Origin of the sequence: Streptococcus jiangjianxini, assembly GCF_040225085.1 — a bacterium.
Taxonomy (GTDB): Bacteria; Bacillota; Bacilli; order Lactobacillales; family Streptococcaceae; genus Streptococcus; species Streptococcus jiangjianxini.
In genome coordinates, this window is the sequence record NZ_JBEHGL010000001.1 from 21,139 (window position 1) to 37,058 (window position 15,920).

Annotated in this window: 30 protein-coding genes; 2 read left to right on the forward strand and 28 right to left on the reverse strand. The window is 38.6% G+C overall.

What is annotated here, in order from left to right:
- Positions 1-6 precede the first annotated feature (6 nt).
- The 16 genes from ABP870_RS00100 to ABP870_RS00175 form a co-directional block, all read right to left on the reverse strand.
- A complete protein-coding gene (locus ABP870_RS00100; RefSeq protein ID WP_350013482.1) occupies positions 7-468 on the reverse strand; it encodes a tail assembly chaperone in 462 nt (153 codons plus the stop codon).
- A 61-nt stretch (positions 469-529) separates the two neighbouring features.
- On the reverse strand, positions 530-1,075 hold the full coding sequence (locus tag ABP870_RS00105) for a phage major tail protein, TP901-1 family (RefSeq protein ID WP_350013483.1): 546 nt from the start codon (positions 1,073-1,075) through the stop codon (positions 530-532).
- A gap of 2 nt (positions 1,076-1,077) precedes the next feature.
- A complete protein-coding gene (locus ABP870_RS00110; protein ID WP_350013484.1) occupies positions 1,078-1,461 on the reverse strand; it encodes a hypothetical protein in 384 nt (127 codons plus the stop codon).
- On the reverse strand, positions 1,458-1,826 hold the full coding sequence (locus tag ABP870_RS00115) for an HK97-gp10 family putative phage morphogenesis protein (protein WP_350013485.1): 369 nt from the start codon (positions 1,824-1,826) through the stop codon (positions 1,458-1,460). The genes ABP870_RS00110 and ABP870_RS00115 overlap by 4 nt, the downstream gene beginning before the upstream one ends.
- Positions 1,819-2,124: a hypothetical protein gene (locus ABP870_RS00120; protein WP_350013486.1), complete on the reverse strand. Its 306-nt coding sequence runs from the start codon at positions 2,122-2,124 to the stop codon at positions 1,819-1,821. The genes ABP870_RS00115 and ABP870_RS00120 overlap by 8 nt, the downstream gene beginning before the upstream one ends.
- Positions 2,121-2,468 (reverse strand): phage head-tail connector protein, encoded by a 348-nt coding sequence (locus ABP870_RS00125; RefSeq protein WP_350013487.1) that lies wholly within the window; start codon positions 2,466-2,468, stop codon positions 2,121-2,123. The genes ABP870_RS00120 and ABP870_RS00125 overlap by 4 nt, the downstream gene beginning before the upstream one ends.
- 2 nt (positions 2,469-2,470) lie before the next feature.
- On the reverse strand, positions 2,471-2,788 hold the full coding sequence (locus ABP870_RS00130; protein ID WP_350013488.1) for a hypothetical protein: 318 nt from the start codon (positions 2,786-2,788) through the stop codon (positions 2,471-2,473).
- Positions 2,789-2,805: 17 nt separating this feature from the next.
- A complete protein-coding gene (locus ABP870_RS00135; RefSeq protein WP_350013489.1) occupies positions 2,806-3,699 on the reverse strand; it encodes a phage major capsid protein in 894 nt (297 codons plus the stop codon).
- A gap of 17 nt (positions 3,700-3,716) precedes the next feature.
- Positions 3,717-4,265 carry a capsid assembly scaffolding protein Gp46 family protein gene (locus ABP870_RS00140; protein WP_350013490.1) on the reverse strand — a complete coding sequence of 183 codons (549 nt, stop codon included), beginning with the start codon at positions 4,263-4,265 and terminating at the stop codon, positions 3,717-3,719.
- 114 nt (positions 4,266-4,379) lie between these two features.
- On the reverse strand, positions 4,380-4,631 hold the full coding sequence (locus tag ABP870_RS00145) for a hypothetical protein (RefSeq protein WP_350013491.1): 252 nt from the start codon (positions 4,629-4,631) through the stop codon (positions 4,380-4,382).
- Positions 4,632-4,686: 55 nt separating this feature from the next.
- Entirely contained in the window at positions 4,687-4,845 is a 159-nt protein-coding gene (locus ABP870_RS00150; protein WP_350013492.1) for a hypothetical protein, read from the reverse strand.
- 1 nt (position 4,846) lies between these two features.
- Positions 4,847-6,409: a minor capsid protein gene (locus tag ABP870_RS00155; RefSeq protein ID WP_350013493.1), complete on the reverse strand. Its 1,563-nt coding sequence runs from the start codon at positions 6,407-6,409 to the stop codon at positions 4,847-4,849.
- The gene (locus tag ABP870_RS00160; protein WP_350013494.1) at positions 6,372-7,862 is read right to left on the reverse strand and encodes a phage portal protein; all 1,491 of its coding nucleotides are present in this window, start codon (positions 7,860-7,862) and stop codon (positions 6,372-6,374) included. Before ABP870_RS00160 ends, ABP870_RS00155 begins: the two co-directional genes overlap by 38 nt.
- A 3-nt stretch (positions 7,863-7,865) precedes the next feature.
- Positions 7,866-9,155, reverse strand: a complete 1,290-nt coding sequence (locus ABP870_RS00165) for a PBSX family phage terminase large subunit (protein ID WP_350013495.1) — start codon at positions 9,153-9,155, stop codon at positions 7,866-7,868.
- Positions 9,139-9,669, reverse strand: a complete 531-nt coding sequence (locus tag ABP870_RS00170; protein ID WP_350013496.1) for a terminase small subunit — start codon at positions 9,667-9,669, stop codon at positions 9,139-9,141. Before ABP870_RS00170 ends, ABP870_RS00165 begins: the two co-directional genes overlap by 17 nt.
- A 106-nt stretch (positions 9,670-9,775) precedes the next feature.
- Complete coding sequence (locus ABP870_RS00175) at positions 9,776-10,195, reverse strand: transcriptional regulator (RefSeq protein WP_350013497.1); 420 nt, start codon at positions 10,193-10,195, stop codon at positions 9,776-9,778.
- 140 nt (positions 10,196-10,335) lie between these two features.
- Between ABP870_RS00175 and mazE the strand changes: the two genes are divergently transcribed.
- On the forward strand, positions 10,336-10,548 hold the full coding sequence (mazE, locus tag ABP870_RS00180; RefSeq protein ID WP_350013498.1) for a type II toxin-antitoxin system PemI/MazE family antitoxin: 213 nt from the start codon (positions 10,336-10,338) through the stop codon (positions 10,546-10,548).
- Positions 10,541-10,885, forward strand: a complete 345-nt coding sequence (locus tag ABP870_RS00185) for a type II toxin-antitoxin system PemK/MazF family toxin (protein WP_350013679.1) — start codon at positions 10,541-10,543, stop codon at positions 10,883-10,885. The genes mazE and ABP870_RS00185 overlap by 8 nt, the downstream gene beginning before the upstream one ends.
- Before the next feature lie 19 nt (positions 10,886-10,904).
- On the opposite strand, the gene ABP870_RS00190 is transcribed toward ABP870_RS00185, so the two are convergent.
- The 12 genes from ABP870_RS00190 to ABP870_RS00245 form a co-directional block, all read right to left on the reverse strand.
- On the reverse strand, positions 10,905-11,225 hold the full coding sequence (locus ABP870_RS00190; RefSeq protein WP_350013499.1) for a hypothetical protein: 321 nt from the start codon (positions 11,223-11,225) through the stop codon (positions 10,905-10,907).
- A complete protein-coding gene (locus tag ABP870_RS00195) occupies positions 11,200-11,481 on the reverse strand; it encodes a DUF3310 domain-containing protein (protein ID WP_350013500.1) in 282 nt (93 codons plus the stop codon). The genes ABP870_RS00190 and ABP870_RS00195 overlap by 26 nt, the downstream gene beginning before the upstream one ends.
- Positions 11,478-11,864, reverse strand: a complete 387-nt coding sequence (locus tag ABP870_RS00200; RefSeq protein WP_350013501.1) for a hypothetical protein — start codon at positions 11,862-11,864, stop codon at positions 11,478-11,480. Before ABP870_RS00200 ends, ABP870_RS00195 begins: the two co-directional genes overlap by 4 nt.
- A gap of 145 nt (positions 11,865-12,009) precedes the next feature.
- Positions 12,010-12,840 carry a PD-(D/E)XK nuclease-like domain-containing protein gene (locus ABP870_RS00205; protein ID WP_350013502.1) on the reverse strand — a complete coding sequence of 277 codons (831 nt, stop codon included), beginning with the start codon at positions 12,838-12,840 and terminating at the stop codon, positions 12,010-12,012.
- 6 nt (positions 12,841-12,846) lie between these two features.
- Positions 12,847-13,824 (reverse strand): recombinase RecT, encoded by a 978-nt coding sequence (locus tag ABP870_RS00210; protein WP_350013503.1) that lies wholly within the window; start codon positions 13,822-13,824, stop codon positions 12,847-12,849.
- A complete protein-coding gene (locus tag ABP870_RS00215; RefSeq protein ID WP_350013504.1) occupies positions 13,821-13,979 on the reverse strand; it encodes a hypothetical protein in 159 nt (52 codons plus the stop codon). Before ABP870_RS00215 ends, ABP870_RS00210 begins: the two co-directional genes overlap by 4 nt.
- Positions 13,976-14,182, reverse strand: coding sequence for a hypothetical protein (locus ABP870_RS00220; protein WP_350013505.1), 207 nt, complete (start codon positions 14,180-14,182; stop codon positions 13,976-13,978). The genes ABP870_RS00215 and ABP870_RS00220 overlap by 4 nt, the downstream gene beginning before the upstream one ends.
- Entirely contained in the window at positions 14,179-14,364 is a 186-nt protein-coding gene (locus ABP870_RS00225) for a hypothetical protein (protein WP_350013506.1), read from the reverse strand. Before ABP870_RS00225 ends, ABP870_RS00220 begins: the two co-directional genes overlap by 4 nt.
- A complete protein-coding gene (locus tag ABP870_RS00230; RefSeq protein ID WP_350013507.1) occupies positions 14,361-14,705 on the reverse strand; it encodes a hypothetical protein in 345 nt (114 codons plus the stop codon). The genes ABP870_RS00225 and ABP870_RS00230 overlap by 4 nt, the downstream gene beginning before the upstream one ends.
- Positions 14,702-14,839, reverse strand: a complete 138-nt coding sequence (locus ABP870_RS00235) for a hypothetical protein (protein WP_350013508.1) — start codon at positions 14,837-14,839, stop codon at positions 14,702-14,704. Before ABP870_RS00235 ends, ABP870_RS00230 begins: the two co-directional genes overlap by 4 nt.
- Positions 14,820-15,062, reverse strand: a complete 243-nt coding sequence (locus tag ABP870_RS00240) for a hypothetical protein (RefSeq protein ID WP_350013509.1) — start codon at positions 15,060-15,062, stop codon at positions 14,820-14,822. The genes ABP870_RS00235 and ABP870_RS00240 overlap by 20 nt, the downstream gene beginning before the upstream one ends.
- Positions 15,043-15,915, reverse strand: a complete 873-nt coding sequence (locus tag ABP870_RS00245) for a DnaD domain protein (protein WP_350013510.1) — start codon at positions 15,913-15,915, stop codon at positions 15,043-15,045. Before ABP870_RS00245 ends, ABP870_RS00240 begins: the two co-directional genes overlap by 20 nt.
- Positions 15,916-15,920: the final 5 nt, after the last annotated feature.

Genomic DNA, 15,920 nt, shown 5'->3' on the forward strand with positions numbered 1-15,920 from the left:
TTGCAATTAGTAAGGCGATACCGTCTGTGTAGGTGTAGATATATCGGTCACTGCTTGAGTCGATTGAGGACTGTCCACTACGTTCAACTGTGGTTGAGTTTGCACTGGTGCCACTTGTAGAGCCTGGTCTCCTTGGATTTTCATAGCGTATGCCAGGATTGGTGATTTTTTTATCTCTGTCATGATGTCGTTAAAGACAGCGTCCATGCGGCCTTCCATGATGAGCTGTGTTAAATAAACTTCTAATTCTTCATTACTTGGCTTTTGTGGAGCTTCTGCTGTTGCCGCTTTAACCAAATCATAAAAAGCTAATGGATCCCCTAAGAGTTGGCCAGCATTAAATAGAGCCATCGCCCCGTATCCTGTTTTCATACCTTCAATTTCTGCTGGTTTACGTTTATTCATTTCAGCCAAAAAGCCAAGTCCAAAAGTTAATTCATAGTTTTTTCCGTTAATCGTTAAAATCATTGATGTTACTCCTTAAATAAAAAAAGGCGGATATTTCCGCCAACAATACAAATAAAACTGATTAAACTTCAGTTTCTGCCGCTAATGTGTGATAAGCGTACTGCGCTGCTTTCACAGCTGTTGCTTGCTCTTCTGTCAGTGTGTCTTTATGGTCAAAGATACCTTTTCCATCGATTGTATAAGAATACGTTAATTCCACTTTTCCATCAGCTGGACTAGATAGTTCAAAAGAGGTAAATTTTCCTTGGAAGTAATCTACCAAATACTCATCTTTTTGAGTTTCAGTGTTTTGCTTACCTGATTGAATGTCAACATTCCAAATTTCTACGGTTTCATCGTCCAGAAACCATTGACGCATGCGTTTCCACGTTTCAATTGTTTCCGCTTCTGTATCACGGTAAGCCAAGGATGTGAATTCCATTGTATTCTCACCATCAGCGACGGATGAGACAACACCGTCAACGGTCGTTTGTGTGTCGGTCTCTTTTTCCATGCTGAGGGACATTTCTGTCATAAAACGGTTACGACCTGCATCTTCTTTTGTGCGATCTTTCAAACGGCGAAAAAATGATAGGTAATCTTTGCCGCTAATTGTTTCAATGCTCATTGTTATTCTCCTTTGTTGTAAGTAAAAGAAATATCCAGCACCCTGTGAATGAGAGGCAGGACATCTGTATGATCTGGGGCATCTTGTTGGTTGCAAAATTGATATGAAATAGCATAATCAAAAGCCATACGAGACGATTTAAGCAAGGTTAGTAAATGACTAGTCATATTATCCAACTCTGCTCTTTGCGTTCGTTCAGCGTAAAAATGTACAGTCTGAGACACGTTTCCCAGTAGGTCATAGTTCCCCTCATCAGTGTTGGCATTTTCTCCAACATAGATGAACGGGTATTGAGTGCCAGCGTCAGGAAGATAGTCAAAGGTTCGTTCAGTAACTTTTAGACCTTCAGCAAAAATATGTCTAAATACAGCATGGTTAGGAGTCATTCTTTAAAAGCTCCTTTCATTACGTTGGTCATGTCCTGCTTAAATTTAGGTTCTACAACCTTCAAGGCTGGTCTCATATGTGGTTTGCCTTCTTGATACCTAGTTCCGTATTCTTGATAACCACCATAAGCAGCCTCATCTGAGATATGAGCCTCTAGCTCTCCAGGGTATGATGTTTTGATTTGAGACTCTAGGAAACCTGTATCGTGAGGAGCATAAACTTTGGCAAAACGTTGAACCAGTTCTGCGTTATTCTTGACAACCTTTCCAGATTGTTCACGAACCTTGGAACCTGCACCCTTAATCGTCATGGTTAATTGCTCAGTGCCGTGCCAATCGATTTTAAATCCGCCTATTTCAACCACCTACTTTCTTTAGTCTTACTGCGCCTTTAATCGGTGCATCAATAGTGTCCAACGGCTCATACTTGATACCATCATAGATGGCAGACTGGAAAGGCTCTTGTTCTTGCTGAAATCTGCAAATCATGATTTTCTCAGACCGACTTCCGTAGAGCTCAAAGACCTTAGCCTGCGAAATGAAGTTCACCAAGCAAGGAACAAGCTCTTTTTCTCCGATTTCTTCTGAATATATATCTGTTTCAGGGTTATATTTTGGAACACTGTCTGCTCTAACAAGGATAATTCTGTGAGGTGTCTTCATAGAAACATCACCTTTCCTTTCTCTCTCAAAGAACCATCAAGCCCAAAGTCTTTGTTGAGAATAGCCATATAAGGCTTAAAGAGGTTATCCCAGTCTTGATAAGTCACCGAATAGCCATCTACCGTTTCAGAAGCTACTCCTTCAGACCCCTTACGACCATAGAGCTTATACACCACATTTTCAATCATGAAATTATACTTAGGGTCAATTTCTGCTGAACCTGTTAATGTTTTGAAGTAGCTCTCAGCGTCATCAATCAAGTCTGCTAACAAATCGTTTTCGGCAGTGTCGTCTTTGGGAATACCCAAACGACGCTTGATTTTAGCCAATTGGGTATTATCCATAATTACTCCTCTTCAGTTCCTTCAAGTAATTCTAATAATTCAGCTTTATTAGTTTTTGAATTATACTTGATACCTAATTCATCAAGTTTTACTTTAATTTCTGGAATAGTTAAGTCAGTGTCCACTTGAGACTCTTTAGAGGTTTCCTCTACCGTTTCTTCTGCTTCTGAAAGAGTTGAAATAATAGCGCCTTTTTCTAAGAGTTCGGTAATACGCCCTTCGGAAGGACTAAACCCCTTGCGAGGATACTGATAACCTTCTAAATAGAGATAATCGTTGTCTTGAGTATCTCTAATGTTCTTGGTTGTAATATAAGTCATTTAAGGCCTCCTTTCGCCTAAACGCTTTCTGCCAAACTCAATTTCGCAAAAGCATCCGCCTTTGTTACCATGACCGCGACATCCATAGTGGCACGAATGGCAATCATCTCTTGTTCGAAGAGATTGATTGGTGTACCGTCTTCGTTCGTCATGGTTGAAATTTGACCTTCTTCAGAAATCTTATAAGTGATATTGTAAGGAACGCCATACACTAAATGGTCAAAATCACCAGCTAACAAATCCCCTTTATTAAAGTGGCTAGACTTGAAATCTACGGCTGTAATACCATCAATCTTATTTGCGGCTTTATCATAGATAGACACTTTGTTGCCATCACGAGCTTCACGAAGAGCTGAGCGATTCTGTACTTTTGATACAAAAGCATTCGGTTCAACATCAGCATCATAAAGAGCATCTTCTAACTTCAAAATATTGTCATAATTGATTGGCCCAACAATCGTTTTATTAGCATCCTTTGCAGCTTTTGCGACGGAATTTTTAAACGGTGTATCAACACCTAGCAGGCCTGCTTCATCAATTTTCTTGTAGAAAGCATCAACAATTTGGGGTTTCATTTCCTCAAAGAAACGTTCCCAAGTATATTCCAATGCCTCACGAGAGGTTACCAAGATAACCCCAAGCTTATGTGAACGCATTTTAACTGGAATTACTTCTGGTTTGTCTGTTTTAATTTTGTCTGTTTCATTGACCCAATATGCTGAAATACCGTCTGTCTGTTGATAGAAAGTCACTTCTTGCTTTCCATTCATTTCTACGTATTTCCCTAGTTGCATAACAAGCGATTTATCAGAAACTTCATTCATGACGACATCTGTATACTTGTCATATAACGTTCCATCCTTAGCTTGTGACACAAGGACATGGGCTGGGTTAAATGTTTGTACTGTCATAAGTAATTACTCCTTTATTAGATGATACGAGAGCTACGGAACATATCCGCTCGGCTCTTTTTAGATTCTCCTCCAAAGCTAGATGACGTTTTTGGAGGTTCTGACTGGGTAAACTCAGCTTTGATTTCGCTAATGATACTTTCAAAATCAGCAATAGCTGATAGAGTATCATCAGCAGTGTCTTTGACTACAAAACCAATAACCTTGTCATTAACTGGCAGCTTACGATTAGAAAGAGTTTTGATAGCTTCATCTGTTAATTCACGCTTGACCTTCTCTTTTTTGAGTTGATCAATTTCATCAAGCATTTTCTGCTTTTCAGCTTCAGCTTCTTTCTGACGGTAGGCTTCCAGTTCCTTACCAGTTAGCTCTGATTCGGCCTTGTATTTCTCAAGTGCCTTTTCGATTGCATCTGCAGTATCTTTAGCGTGCTTTTCTTCAGCCTGCTTCAGACGACGCTGCATTTCAGCAATTGACACTGTTTTTTCAGGTTCTGACGGATTGCTAGCTTGTCCGTTTTCGCCTTGTTCAGGATCAACTGCTGGGTTAATTTTTTCTTCTGCCATATTCTGGCTCCTTTCTTTACGCTTTAACGTGCAACCTCCACGAACTCATGCAAGGTTTAATGCCACTAGCACGGTTTGGGCAAAAAGAAAACTGATCGAATTCGACCAGTTTAGTTATTTACGTTTTAAAAAATTCTTTTTCCTGCTTTTCTTAAGTTCATCAATATCGTCTTCAAGGATTTTCTGATAAGTCTCCATTGTATCAAAACGATTATTGATAGCCTGTACATTACGTGAATTGACTAAATGCAACTCTTCAATCAATTTGGTGTGCCGTTTAACAGCGTCCATAAGTAGCACATTTGCAGCGGTTAACTGCGCTACCTTGTTTTCAAGAGCATGTTTCTTTTTAATACGTTTACTCATTATTATCTCCTAATTTACGTACAAAAAAAGCACTTAGATTTCTCTAGGTGCTTGATTAAATTGTTTCTAGTTTGATATTCCTAACAAACTCATCCCATTCTGCATCTAATTCCGCAATCGTTTTATTTTTGTTGCGTTCATGAGCTTCTTTTAACAATTCGTCCAGATTGTCGTCTTCACCTTCTGGCCAATCGTAAGTATATTTTTCAACCACATCAATCAATCCTTCCAAATTTAAAGTCAAACAGTTCAGAAAACATTTCGAGTGTCTTCTCTTGTGATACAACTTCATTGTAACCCATTTTTTTGAATTTTTCAATTTGGTTAGAATAGTTTGAAAGTGCTGTTTTCGGAATACGTTTGTTAGGCCTAGAATACCAATAAACACTACCATCATGTCCAGCAATCAAGCCATACTTGACAGAATTGTTTTTGCTTCTTTGCGACAGAGAAGCAAAATCACTTAGTGATGGTGGATAACCTGAAGGGTGATTGTGAATTGAAACCAGACCTTTTTCTGTACTGGATTTGAAAGCATTTCTTACCTGATCGTTATAAACAACACCTTTTGTCTTTCTCGCCTTATTCGAAACCGCCACAACCTTACCAGTATTCACATCAAGCAGGTAGTAGTCTTCAAATGGTGTTCCTGCTCTATGTTGAATGATTCTACGTGAAACAGATGCAATTTGTTCAGCAATAGGAGCAGTCAGCGCATTATTTTTGAATTTTTCGACATAGGAAGAGTGCCTAATTAACTCTAAATCTGCTTTAAACTCTCCGTGATTCTGTTCTGACTCTGAAAAGTCTTTAGCCTTCCAAACTCCATTTTGAGCTTCACGATCCAGCGTGCTACCACCTGATTTATACTCCATCTTGATATGACCATAACTAGAACAACGACAATTAGGATGCATGGGGTACATATTCACCCCTTTTTCTACGTCCTCAATCAGTATCGCCTTTTTGTCCAGTGGAGCACAAATATCGCAAGCGCCAGGCTCTGCTACATAGATTAAATGAGTAAAACCATTTTCTTTCAGCATCGCCAATTGAGTATCAGCGTTAATCCGTGCTATCTCCGTCTTGAGTAAACGCTCTGCATTCGACTTACTTGTACCAAATTTCTTAGCCAGTCGATTACGTTCCCGCTTATAGCCCATCATATCGGTAAAAATACGGTTAAGAGACCCAAAGATATCACGCTGAAGAGTAGATTGTAGACCCAGATTTCCCCAAACACGATTCGAAAACGTCTGCCCATAAAAATCAGCGTCTAAAATGCTCTGCATGCGTTTTTTCGCTCCAGATGAAGAAATACCCAAAATACCAGCTTGACGCTTATATTCGCTCAAATATTCATCCTGTCGTGCCTTATCAAAGACTTCATTGACTTCTGCGGTTAGATTTTGGATTTCAAGAGCTAATTCCTGTTTTAATAGCTCTAAACGACTGACCTTCATCTTGAGGTTGTAAGTTCTTAGCCATTGATTAGTCTCATGACTGAAATCTTTCTCCCTAACTGCTTTAGCAGCTTTGTCATTGAACTTGGTCACGTCCATTTCAGAGACACGCTTCATTGCCTCTTGCTTGGTCAAACCTTCCTTGCCAGCATATGCCATGTAAAACTGGTCAATCTGAGCTTGCATGCGATTATAGGACTCTTGATACAGCTGGACTAAGAATTTATCTCGATCAAGATCACGTTTCATCAGTTCTGCCTGCGCTTTGCGCTCTGCATTATACTTCTGATTGCTTGTTGTTGTCTTGTTCGTCATCTTGCTCACCTACAATCTGATTAACCTCCACATCACTATAACCACCTTGCTTCAAAATCCGACTTTGCTCGGTCTGATAGTCAGTAAAGCTAGCATTCTCCATGAGAGTTTCTTGCGAGACCTCGCCACCAGCTTCAACATAAGCTTTGATTTCCGTCCAAATGTCCTGTGGAATATTAGGGTGAAAAGTAAAGGTTAGCTTACTAGCTTCAATTTTGGGAGCGCTGATAGCCTTATGGATATTACTAATCAACTCATATCTACGACGTAGAGCCTTAGTAAAATAGGTTTCTTTGTCTTTTCGGACTTGCTCCAGCCCAATCATCTTGTATAACAAAGCAATTCCTGAAGATGTGGAATTGAAACGGTCATCATCGAGGTTTGGAATACGACTAAAACGGTGAATGTCATTGGCTAGTCGATTTTTATAAGCCTCAGTTCCGCCAACGTCGTACTGCTTATAGATGTACTCAGCGTCTGCCGTTGTTTGCTTACCATCAATACCTATACCTGTTTTAAGTAGAAGGGTATTAGCTTCTTTCATTTTAGCTGTACTCTCAGCATCTAGACCAAGTGCTTCTAAATCACCCTTAATTAAAAGCATAGCGTCATTAAGGTCACTCATGTAATTAGCCGTGTCAGATTGACCCGCATCATAAGCATCTATCAAAGAGATTTCACTTTCGTAATCTCCTATTCTAAAACGATTATTCCACCACTCGACAACAGGGATATCGTGATATTTGTGCTTTTTAAGTTGCTCTTTTACTAGCCTTGGAGCGTGTTGAGAAAAGGGCTTAAAAGCTACAACAGAATCAGCAGTGTAAAGTGTCATATGTACCTTATCCTCATAGACAGGTAAATGCACCGCTGCAATGATATGCTGTTCAACTGTCAAATCACGAATAACAAACATTTCCAAAGGGTTAATAAGAACAACTCTATCAATATTCTGTTTATCTCTAAAATGGTACTCATAGGCTCTACCATAGACAGAAGCATCAAAAGCTAAATCCGCATTTAAAGCATTAATGTCATTATGCCACTCAATCTCTTTGATAGTCTGCAATTGCTCCTGATTGGCACCCTCCAAAACACCAACAGAAACAGGATTACCGATAACATAACTCGTTGCAAAGCTGGAGATATAGCCACCCCATTTATGTCGAACACGATAATCTGATTTTTCCTTATCTAATCGACGATTGCCCGTTAAAATACTGTAATTATCCCCTTGTGCATAACTCGCTAATACTTTTAAACGTGGTTTTTGATAGTCAAAAAAAGCCGAAATCATTTCTCTTAATGACTTACGACCTTTATCTGTGTTTAATAATTCATCTGTATTACTGTATCTAAAATGCTCGTTAGCTAACTTGTGAAAGACCAAGCTATCATTTCTTGTGTCAGTCACGGAGTCAATGCCGTGTTCGAATTCATTTACCTTGTCCACTGATTACCTCCTGAACAGTTTATTTACTTTTTGAATTGTCTTATCAACGTCCAAATCTTTCTTAGCTTGATAAATCCTATCTTGCGCAGCGTACCTGATTGCATCTAGGCAGTGATTGTAGCTATCAACTGGCTCATTGATATACTCATTCGTTTTCTTGTCCTTTTTCCAAGTGTAGTTTTCCAGTTCTTCAATGGTCTTTACACACCGTTCATCAACAACAATGTCATACTGCAAAAGATACTGAATCCCTTGCATAACGGTCCCTGGACCTTTTTGAACATCAATCATTCTGGGGATACCTAAATTACGAAGCTCTTGATTAGATTTCTTTTCAGCAGAATCCCCTCTGATTTCCTCTTTGGCATAACCTAAACTTTTGATGGCTTCAGCAATCTTGTCATTTGTCAGGTTCTTTCTAACATACTCTTCAAGGATGTAGAGCTTTCTGTTTTCGTCATCAATCTTGACATGCAAAAATGCTGAAGGGTCATTGATAAAACCATAGTCAAGCCCAAAATAAGACGGCAAATGTGCCATCTTGTCCTTGTTAAGCAGCCTTTTCTCATACTTTGGAAAAACTAGCTTGTCAAGGGTAGCAAATTCGCCTAAGGCATAGATTTTGTAATAAGCTTCATTCCTATTTGCCAACTCTTCAATATTTTCTTTGGTCACTTCATCCAAAAAACGGTTATCTTTGTAAGACGTATGATAGACAACAGTATTTTTAGGAGATTTTACAAAAAAAGCATTGTAAGTCCAGTTCACTTTAGACACTGGGTTAAACATCAAGTAGATTTGCTTCTGCTTATGCTTGCGATCACGAAGACGAAGCGTGAGTTGTGTGTAATCATCTAAGGTAAATTCAGACGCTTCTTCCATGACGACATCTGATATGCCTTTGATAGATTTGATTTTCTCTGGATTATCTAGCCCCTTGAAGATGAACTGAGCACCGTTTGGCAACTCTATCCGATAGGCTGAATTGTTTACCTTGCACTTATCCAGCAATCCCCAAGCACTGAGACACTGCTTGACATCTTCGAAGATTGAATCGTAAACGGTAGAACCAACTTTGCGCAAAAAAAGCACCTTGCGAGGGTGCTTCCAGTCTTGACACGATTTAAAGACAATTTTTTGAATCACGCCATGGCTTTTACCGCTTGAAGCACCACCATAATGGACTTCCGTGAAGGTATCATAGTCATAGAGCTTATCGTAAATATGCTTGTTAAACACTCGGCTAGGGTACTCGATGGTAATGTTAATCTTTGGCTTAGTCTTCGTCAGCATCCCAATCACCTACTTTAATATCGATGTTTCGTTGTGTGATGTCAATATTAGTTTGATACATGCCCTTAGATCTCGCCGCCTTGTCAGCAGCATTCAGACGAATAGATAAGTCTGCTGGCACTTCCTTGACAACCTGTTCGCCTTCGCCAACACCAACTAATTTAACATCTTTGATTTTCCCACGAACAACATCAGCCCAGAACTGTTCAATTTCCAAGTTTGATAAAATTGATAATTCTGTTTGTCGTTCATCAAAAGCTAATTTTAATTTTTCAACGACTGGCGGAATGTGTAAGAACTTGTTAGTACCTGATAACATTTTATGAGCAGTAATTCTAGCTGTTTTCTCTGAATAACCCGCTTGTCTAGCCGCTTCAGCAGCGTTTGAAAAACCATTAGCCATGTAATTTAAGATAAATGCTTTCTGTCTGCTTCTAGAGGTAGACCAGTCCGACATTAAATCCAAAGCATAAATTTTTAGTTCATCGATTAGTTTTTGATTTTGTTGAGACATTGCTACCTCCTTTCTGCAAACAAAAAAAGGCAAGGACTTTCCTTACCTTTAAAACTCATACTATCACTTTAGCACTTTTTAGGTGACACTAATAGTCATTTTTGTGTCACATTCCAATTTTTTGAGAAAAAATTTCTAAAATCCGCTCTCTTTTGCGATAAATAGACTTTCTTGATAAATGATGCTTAGCTCCAATCTCTTCCCAAGTGTTGATTGAACCAGTTCCCCATCTCAAATAAAAAATAGCTGTCAATTCAGAATCAAGAACTTCTAACGTTTCCAGAACTGCCGCTTTGAAATTCTCTAACCCTTTTAGGGTTTGATCACAATCCCATCTAGCAATTACTGTCTCAGTCACTTTGGAAATATGATTGGCTTTCCCACCACCTATATTTTCGTCTACTTCAGCGTTTGTATCTGTCTGCAACTCTAGCTTTCTAATGGCAATCTTTTTATCAATATGTTGCCAATTAAAAAGCCATTCATCTAATGCTTTTAGTTGTGAATTTGTTAGCGTATCCTTCATTGGCTACAATCAACCTCCGTGGTATAATAAGATTGCTAATACTTATTAACACGAAGGCCAGCGAATGCTGGTCTTTTTTACTATTTGCTTTTTTGACTCCATAGGTGTATACTAAGTGTATACGTAAGGAGGGATTTCTCATGAATACTGTAAAAACGCGTAAAGTCGGAAACTCACTAGCTGTTACCATACCTAAAGAACTAGGAATAGATGAAGGTAAAGAATTTGTTGTCTACAAGGGCATTGATGACGTCATTGTATTGGCACCTAAAATTGCAAACCCATTTGACAACATGGAACCGTTCATCATGGAAAATGACTTTGAAGGGGTAACACTACTTGAAAATGAATGATAAGTACATCCCGCAAAAGCAAGACATCATTTGGATTGATTTCGACCCTGCTGTTGGCAAAGAAATCCGAAAACGACGGCCAGCTCTTGTTGTTTCTAGCTATAAATATAGTAAAGCGACAGGCTTTGTCGCTGTCTGTCCAATCACTCATGGCGCAAAAACATTAGAAAGACGAGGACTTTGCGTTCCTATCACATCCGATAAAGTGGACGGTTTTGTCAATCCCATGCAGCTATACACCTTTGACTTCAGAGCTAGAAACGCCAGTAAAATTACACAACTAGATACTTGGAGTTTCCAAAAGGTCGTCCAACTTTACAATTTCATATTTGAATAAGTCAGTATTTACTGGCTTTTTATTGTCCCCTCTCCAAAATATATTGCGGTGCCTTATCACCGACCTGCAGAAACTGACTCTCATCAGGAGTAATCAAAAATCTGCCATAACCAACCACTTCGATATACAACTCATCTCGGCTAATGGCGCTAATGTACCCAACACCTCCAAATGCTTCAGGCAATTTTGCCATACGTTCGACAAGGCGTTTATTTTCCTCTCTAAGCTCTTTGTTTGCTCTTCTGGTAGATAGTGCCACCCACAAGCTTAAAATCGTACAGACGATTAATATGGCTTGAATTAGAGGATTTAAATTAAATGGTTTGCGTGTTCTCTTCATTGTCATCACCTTCTAACGTCTCAATTAGCCAGTCTAAGTTTTGACGGGCTTTTTTAAGATCCTCAACTCCATTTTTAGAGTGATACCGTAAAAGGTACTTAACAGCATTTCCCCAATAAAACCCTTCTTCATAATCAGGACTAGCTCCAAAGTTCTTGACCACATCAATGGCTTCCATGCCATAACGCCCTTGGTAGTGTGACGGCTTTTTGACATTATCAACTTGATCTTCATAATCTGTTACTGTGTAGCTCATGTTAATTCCTCTATTTCTACTTCAATCCGATATTTCCCTTTGATACCACTCAATCCACCATACTCAAAAGACAAGCGTTGTATAATCTTGTAATTATCATCTATCCAAAGACCGCCCTCTGTATAGCCGTCAATCAAAGCTTTAACAGTTGGATATAAGTTTGGAGGATCTAGCCGCCGTCTTGTCGGACTAAATACCGTTACGACTACCTGACAAGGGTGCTTCTCAGAAAAACTATCTTTGTCTTCTGGTTGTATATCAGCCTTAGCTAGATATTTTAATTGTTTCGTTATCTTAGCTTGCTTATGAAAGTGCAAACGATCATTTGAGTTCAGCATCTGCTTCTGTTGTTTAGTGTTTGATAAGACGTATTCAAATTTCATATTTAAATCAAAATTAATCCCGCCTTTTATTGTGTGAGAATATGGCTAAGACGGGACTTACGAAATCCTTATAGTATTCGACCGACTACACGATCATCAACTACAAAGTCTATTCTAGTTCGCTTTTTTCGTGGTTCACGGCACGTTATTTATTAATCAAATCATTCAAGCTGATTACTGCATTTAATCTTTTCTTACTTCTGCAATAATCGCAATGTCCACATGTTTTCGGTTTCTGCTTGTCTTGGATAACATCCCAAACTTCCACGATGTCAGCTTTCAGCTTATTCAGACCTTCTTCTAGCCATTCGTCGTCTATCTTCAAAATGTCCTTGTCAGGAACGTTTTCCTTACTGATCGCAACGATGTACGGTCGGAAATCTTTCCCTGTCATTTGTTTCAACAGGTCACGATACAGCCCAAGTTGACCGTGATAGCCAAAATTAAGGATATTGTTAACTGCCGCTGGAACACGTTTCCTTATGTCATTGTTCCATTCTTCGGCATAGATAGATTTCATGGTTTTCAAATCCACAAAATAACCACGACTGAGATTTACACTATCTAACTTACCTTTAACTGGCACGCCTTCGATTTCACCAAAGACAATCATTTCTTTTTTGACATCGTCACCATGATACCCATGATATAAACTGCTAAACCCATCATCTGTTTTTAAGGAATAAATCATCTCCTCTGCAATCACAAAATCTTTTTTTAGATGACCTTTGTTTTTTCCAATCTTAGCAAGCAACTTGTCACCATTTTCTGCTAAAAAAACTTCATGAGCTTCGGGACTTTCAAAATAACTGTGAACATAGTTCCCTAGTAAAAGCGATGTCTCATCACGATTTTCTGTCCAGCTACCATTGTCCACGGCATATGCTTTAGCTTGGCATTGCTGGTATCGCTTGAAGCGAGAGTTAGTCAGATAAGACGTATCTTGATAATAATTTTCTTGTGTCAATTTCTTCATGTTATCTTACTCTCTAATCTTTGTAGTGTTCCCTTCAAACAAAGTGAGTTCCTCTGAAACTTCTCCTATTTCGTCATCAAAATCTGGAATTTCAGAAGCTGGATAACCTTCTTCGGTCGTCTCTTCACTGGTTAGAATCGCTTCTTCAACTGATGTCACATCTTTAGGAGATGTTTTTGGTTCTTCCTTAACCTCAACTAGTTCAGTTCGTTTAGATTGGTTTTCAGTTGGATCTCCAAGGATAGCATCCAACGTCTCAACTGGTTCAGTCGGTGTCACATCTTTCGTTTGACGGTCTTCCTCATACTCATTTTCTGTTGTCCTATTAACTGCATCGATGAACAAGTCATTATCGTCGCTGGTATTAAAGAATTGTTTAGCAGCACGGTTGATGACTGTACGCTTTGCCATTTCTTGAGGAAAATTATTTTGGACGTTCTTTGTTTTAGCTTGCGCCCAAGATTTGTCGATTTCCTTTTTGGTCATAACTGTTAAGATGTTTTCTCCATCCACTTTTTCGATAATGCAATAAGCGCCGATAATGGCGTTGTCTGCGTTCATCCAATCTGTATCATGGCTGACAAATACTTTTCGACCATTTTCATTTTTGATTTTAAAATCATCACCTTCGTAAATAACTTCCGCATAAATATCTTTCACTTCTGGTAATTGCTTAACAACTTTCATAGTGCCAAAATATGACCTAGTCAGCTTGACAGTATTTCCGTAAGGGACAAAATAGCACTGGGTCTTTGCTGGGGTAAGTCCTTGTGTAACCATGTCCAACAAAGCGTTATAAATACTTTCCGATGTACACTTTTCAAGGAGATTTCCACTACTAGAATTTTTCAAAGCGTAATAAGCAGAACTTAGAGCATTGCTGACGCTATAATTCGGTGCAATCATTAACCCCTCATTCTCCATTTCTCCAATACGTGTTGAAACACTTGATGTGACCTGTTTTTGTGTCAATTCATTCGTCATTTCATTCGTCCCTTCATCTTCCTAAGTCTCCAATTTTCAGCAGTTAGTTCTTTGTTTCTCTTACTTAGCATTGCAATTTTATCTGCTTGTTGATTGATCACGTCACCAAGTTCCTCCATCAACTCAAAGTATTCTCTTACTGCCATTTCCATCATCGGATAATTTTCACTTCCTCAGCTTTTTGTAATTTTTCAAGCGTGTCTTCAAGTGACATGTTCAACCTGATAACCGCTTCACTTTCTTCGATAGTGTTAAACGATAGAAATGTGATCGTTTTTCCATAATGGTTGCTTCTCTCACTCAATCCTCTGATGTGTTCTGGATTAATGTAATTCCCATCTAAATTTACTAAAATCATAATTGTACCCATCCTTCTTCAAGCCTGTAGTCGTGTAACTCTTTAATAAAATCTTTCACCTCTTTGAGGTCATTCGCTAACTCGCTTTCGTTCCCTAGACTTAAATGCAGAATGGCTTCATTAAGCATCGCATTCACGTCTAGAAATTTATCTATGTATTCAACCAACTCTAAATCTTTCATGCTGTTTTACCTTTCCAATACTCGTTAAGGTCAACGCTCATTACCGCTGCTAGATTGTTCTGCTCTGTTAAAATCTGTTTTCGGTATGGTGCTGTACCTGCCATTCGTTCTTTTTCATTTCGTGGGATGTAGTACCCACTTGGCTGTGTTTTCTTTGCAACAATCGGATGCTTATATAACACACGCAAGGTTTCAATGATTTCTTCTAGTCCACGTTTTGATAAACCAATCGTTTCTTTGATACGCCTAGCTTTAACAGGTTCTTCGTACGTACCTTTATTAGCAATCAGGTTCAAAACATTTGCTTCTACAGCGGTCATCTCTCTAGTTATTTCTGTCATACATACTTCCTTCCTAGCTCTCTGACAAGGCGGACATAGCTCCCCTTGTCTACTAATCCTGTATCAAGCAGCTTTTCTTTTTCTCTTCTTGTGGCACGCTGCCAGACAATATGTTCACGTTGTTTGAGTTTCATTCTCTTCTCCAATATTGCTAAACATGATATTTTTCGATTCTTCTGATGTGATCCCCAAACCAAACGCATAAAGGTTGATTGAGTTCAGTATCGGCTTCACGCCATTTTGCATGTCACCTTTTTTGGTATACTCCACAAATTTATTAAACGTATCCTGTGTCACTGTCCTACCGTAATGCTTTTTGACAATTCGTTGATAGGCTTCAAAAAGCTGTTGGGTCATCGGAATAATCCTCCGTAACTTCTACTTTCAAGCTATCCAAATCAGGCGCTTTATAGTCTGGATTTGACCATTCAGGGACATTGGTTTGTTGTGGGGTTTTGGAATAACTTCCTGATTTTCGTTGTTCAAACTCTTCTAAATAATTCTCAACAGCTTTTCTACTTGTTAGGTTCTGTCTTTTCCAATTCAGTAAAATGCTATTGATGTATTTAAAACTTAGCTTTTTATTTAGGACAGCTTCTTTCAAAGCAAGGTTCATGATTTCAGCAGACATACCGTCTTCTTTTTCCCATTTAGTAAAATCTTCAATTTCAAACGGTGACATCATGCGTCCTGTTTCATTTTCGTAGTTGTCAAAAAAATCTTTCAAAGAAAATGCGCCTGATGATGCTGCTACATCATCTATACTCAGTCTTGATAACTCAGTCTTAATATACTCAGTCTTAATTCCCTGTAAATTTTCCAGTTCTTGACCTGTAAATTTTCCAGTTCCGTGCTGTAAATTTTCCAGTTCTTGACCTGTAATTTTTCCAGTTCCATTGATATATAAGCGATTAGGTTTATTTATGCCCTGTCTAACCTCAGATAACAATCCAATTTTCTTTAATTCTTTTTTGGATTTGATAGCTGTTTTTTCTGTAAAGTTCAACTTTCCTATCAGTTGTTCATTGGTAAAATACTGATACAATTTGCCGTCATCGTCGTACCACTTGTTTTTAATTGATAACGCTAAGCGATCAAACATTAACATGTACATGATTTTGGCATTAACACTTAATTTGCTATAAGGTTCTTTAAATAGCCATTTAGGCATTTTATAGAACTGATATTGTTCCACTTCGTGCTTATACATTTAAC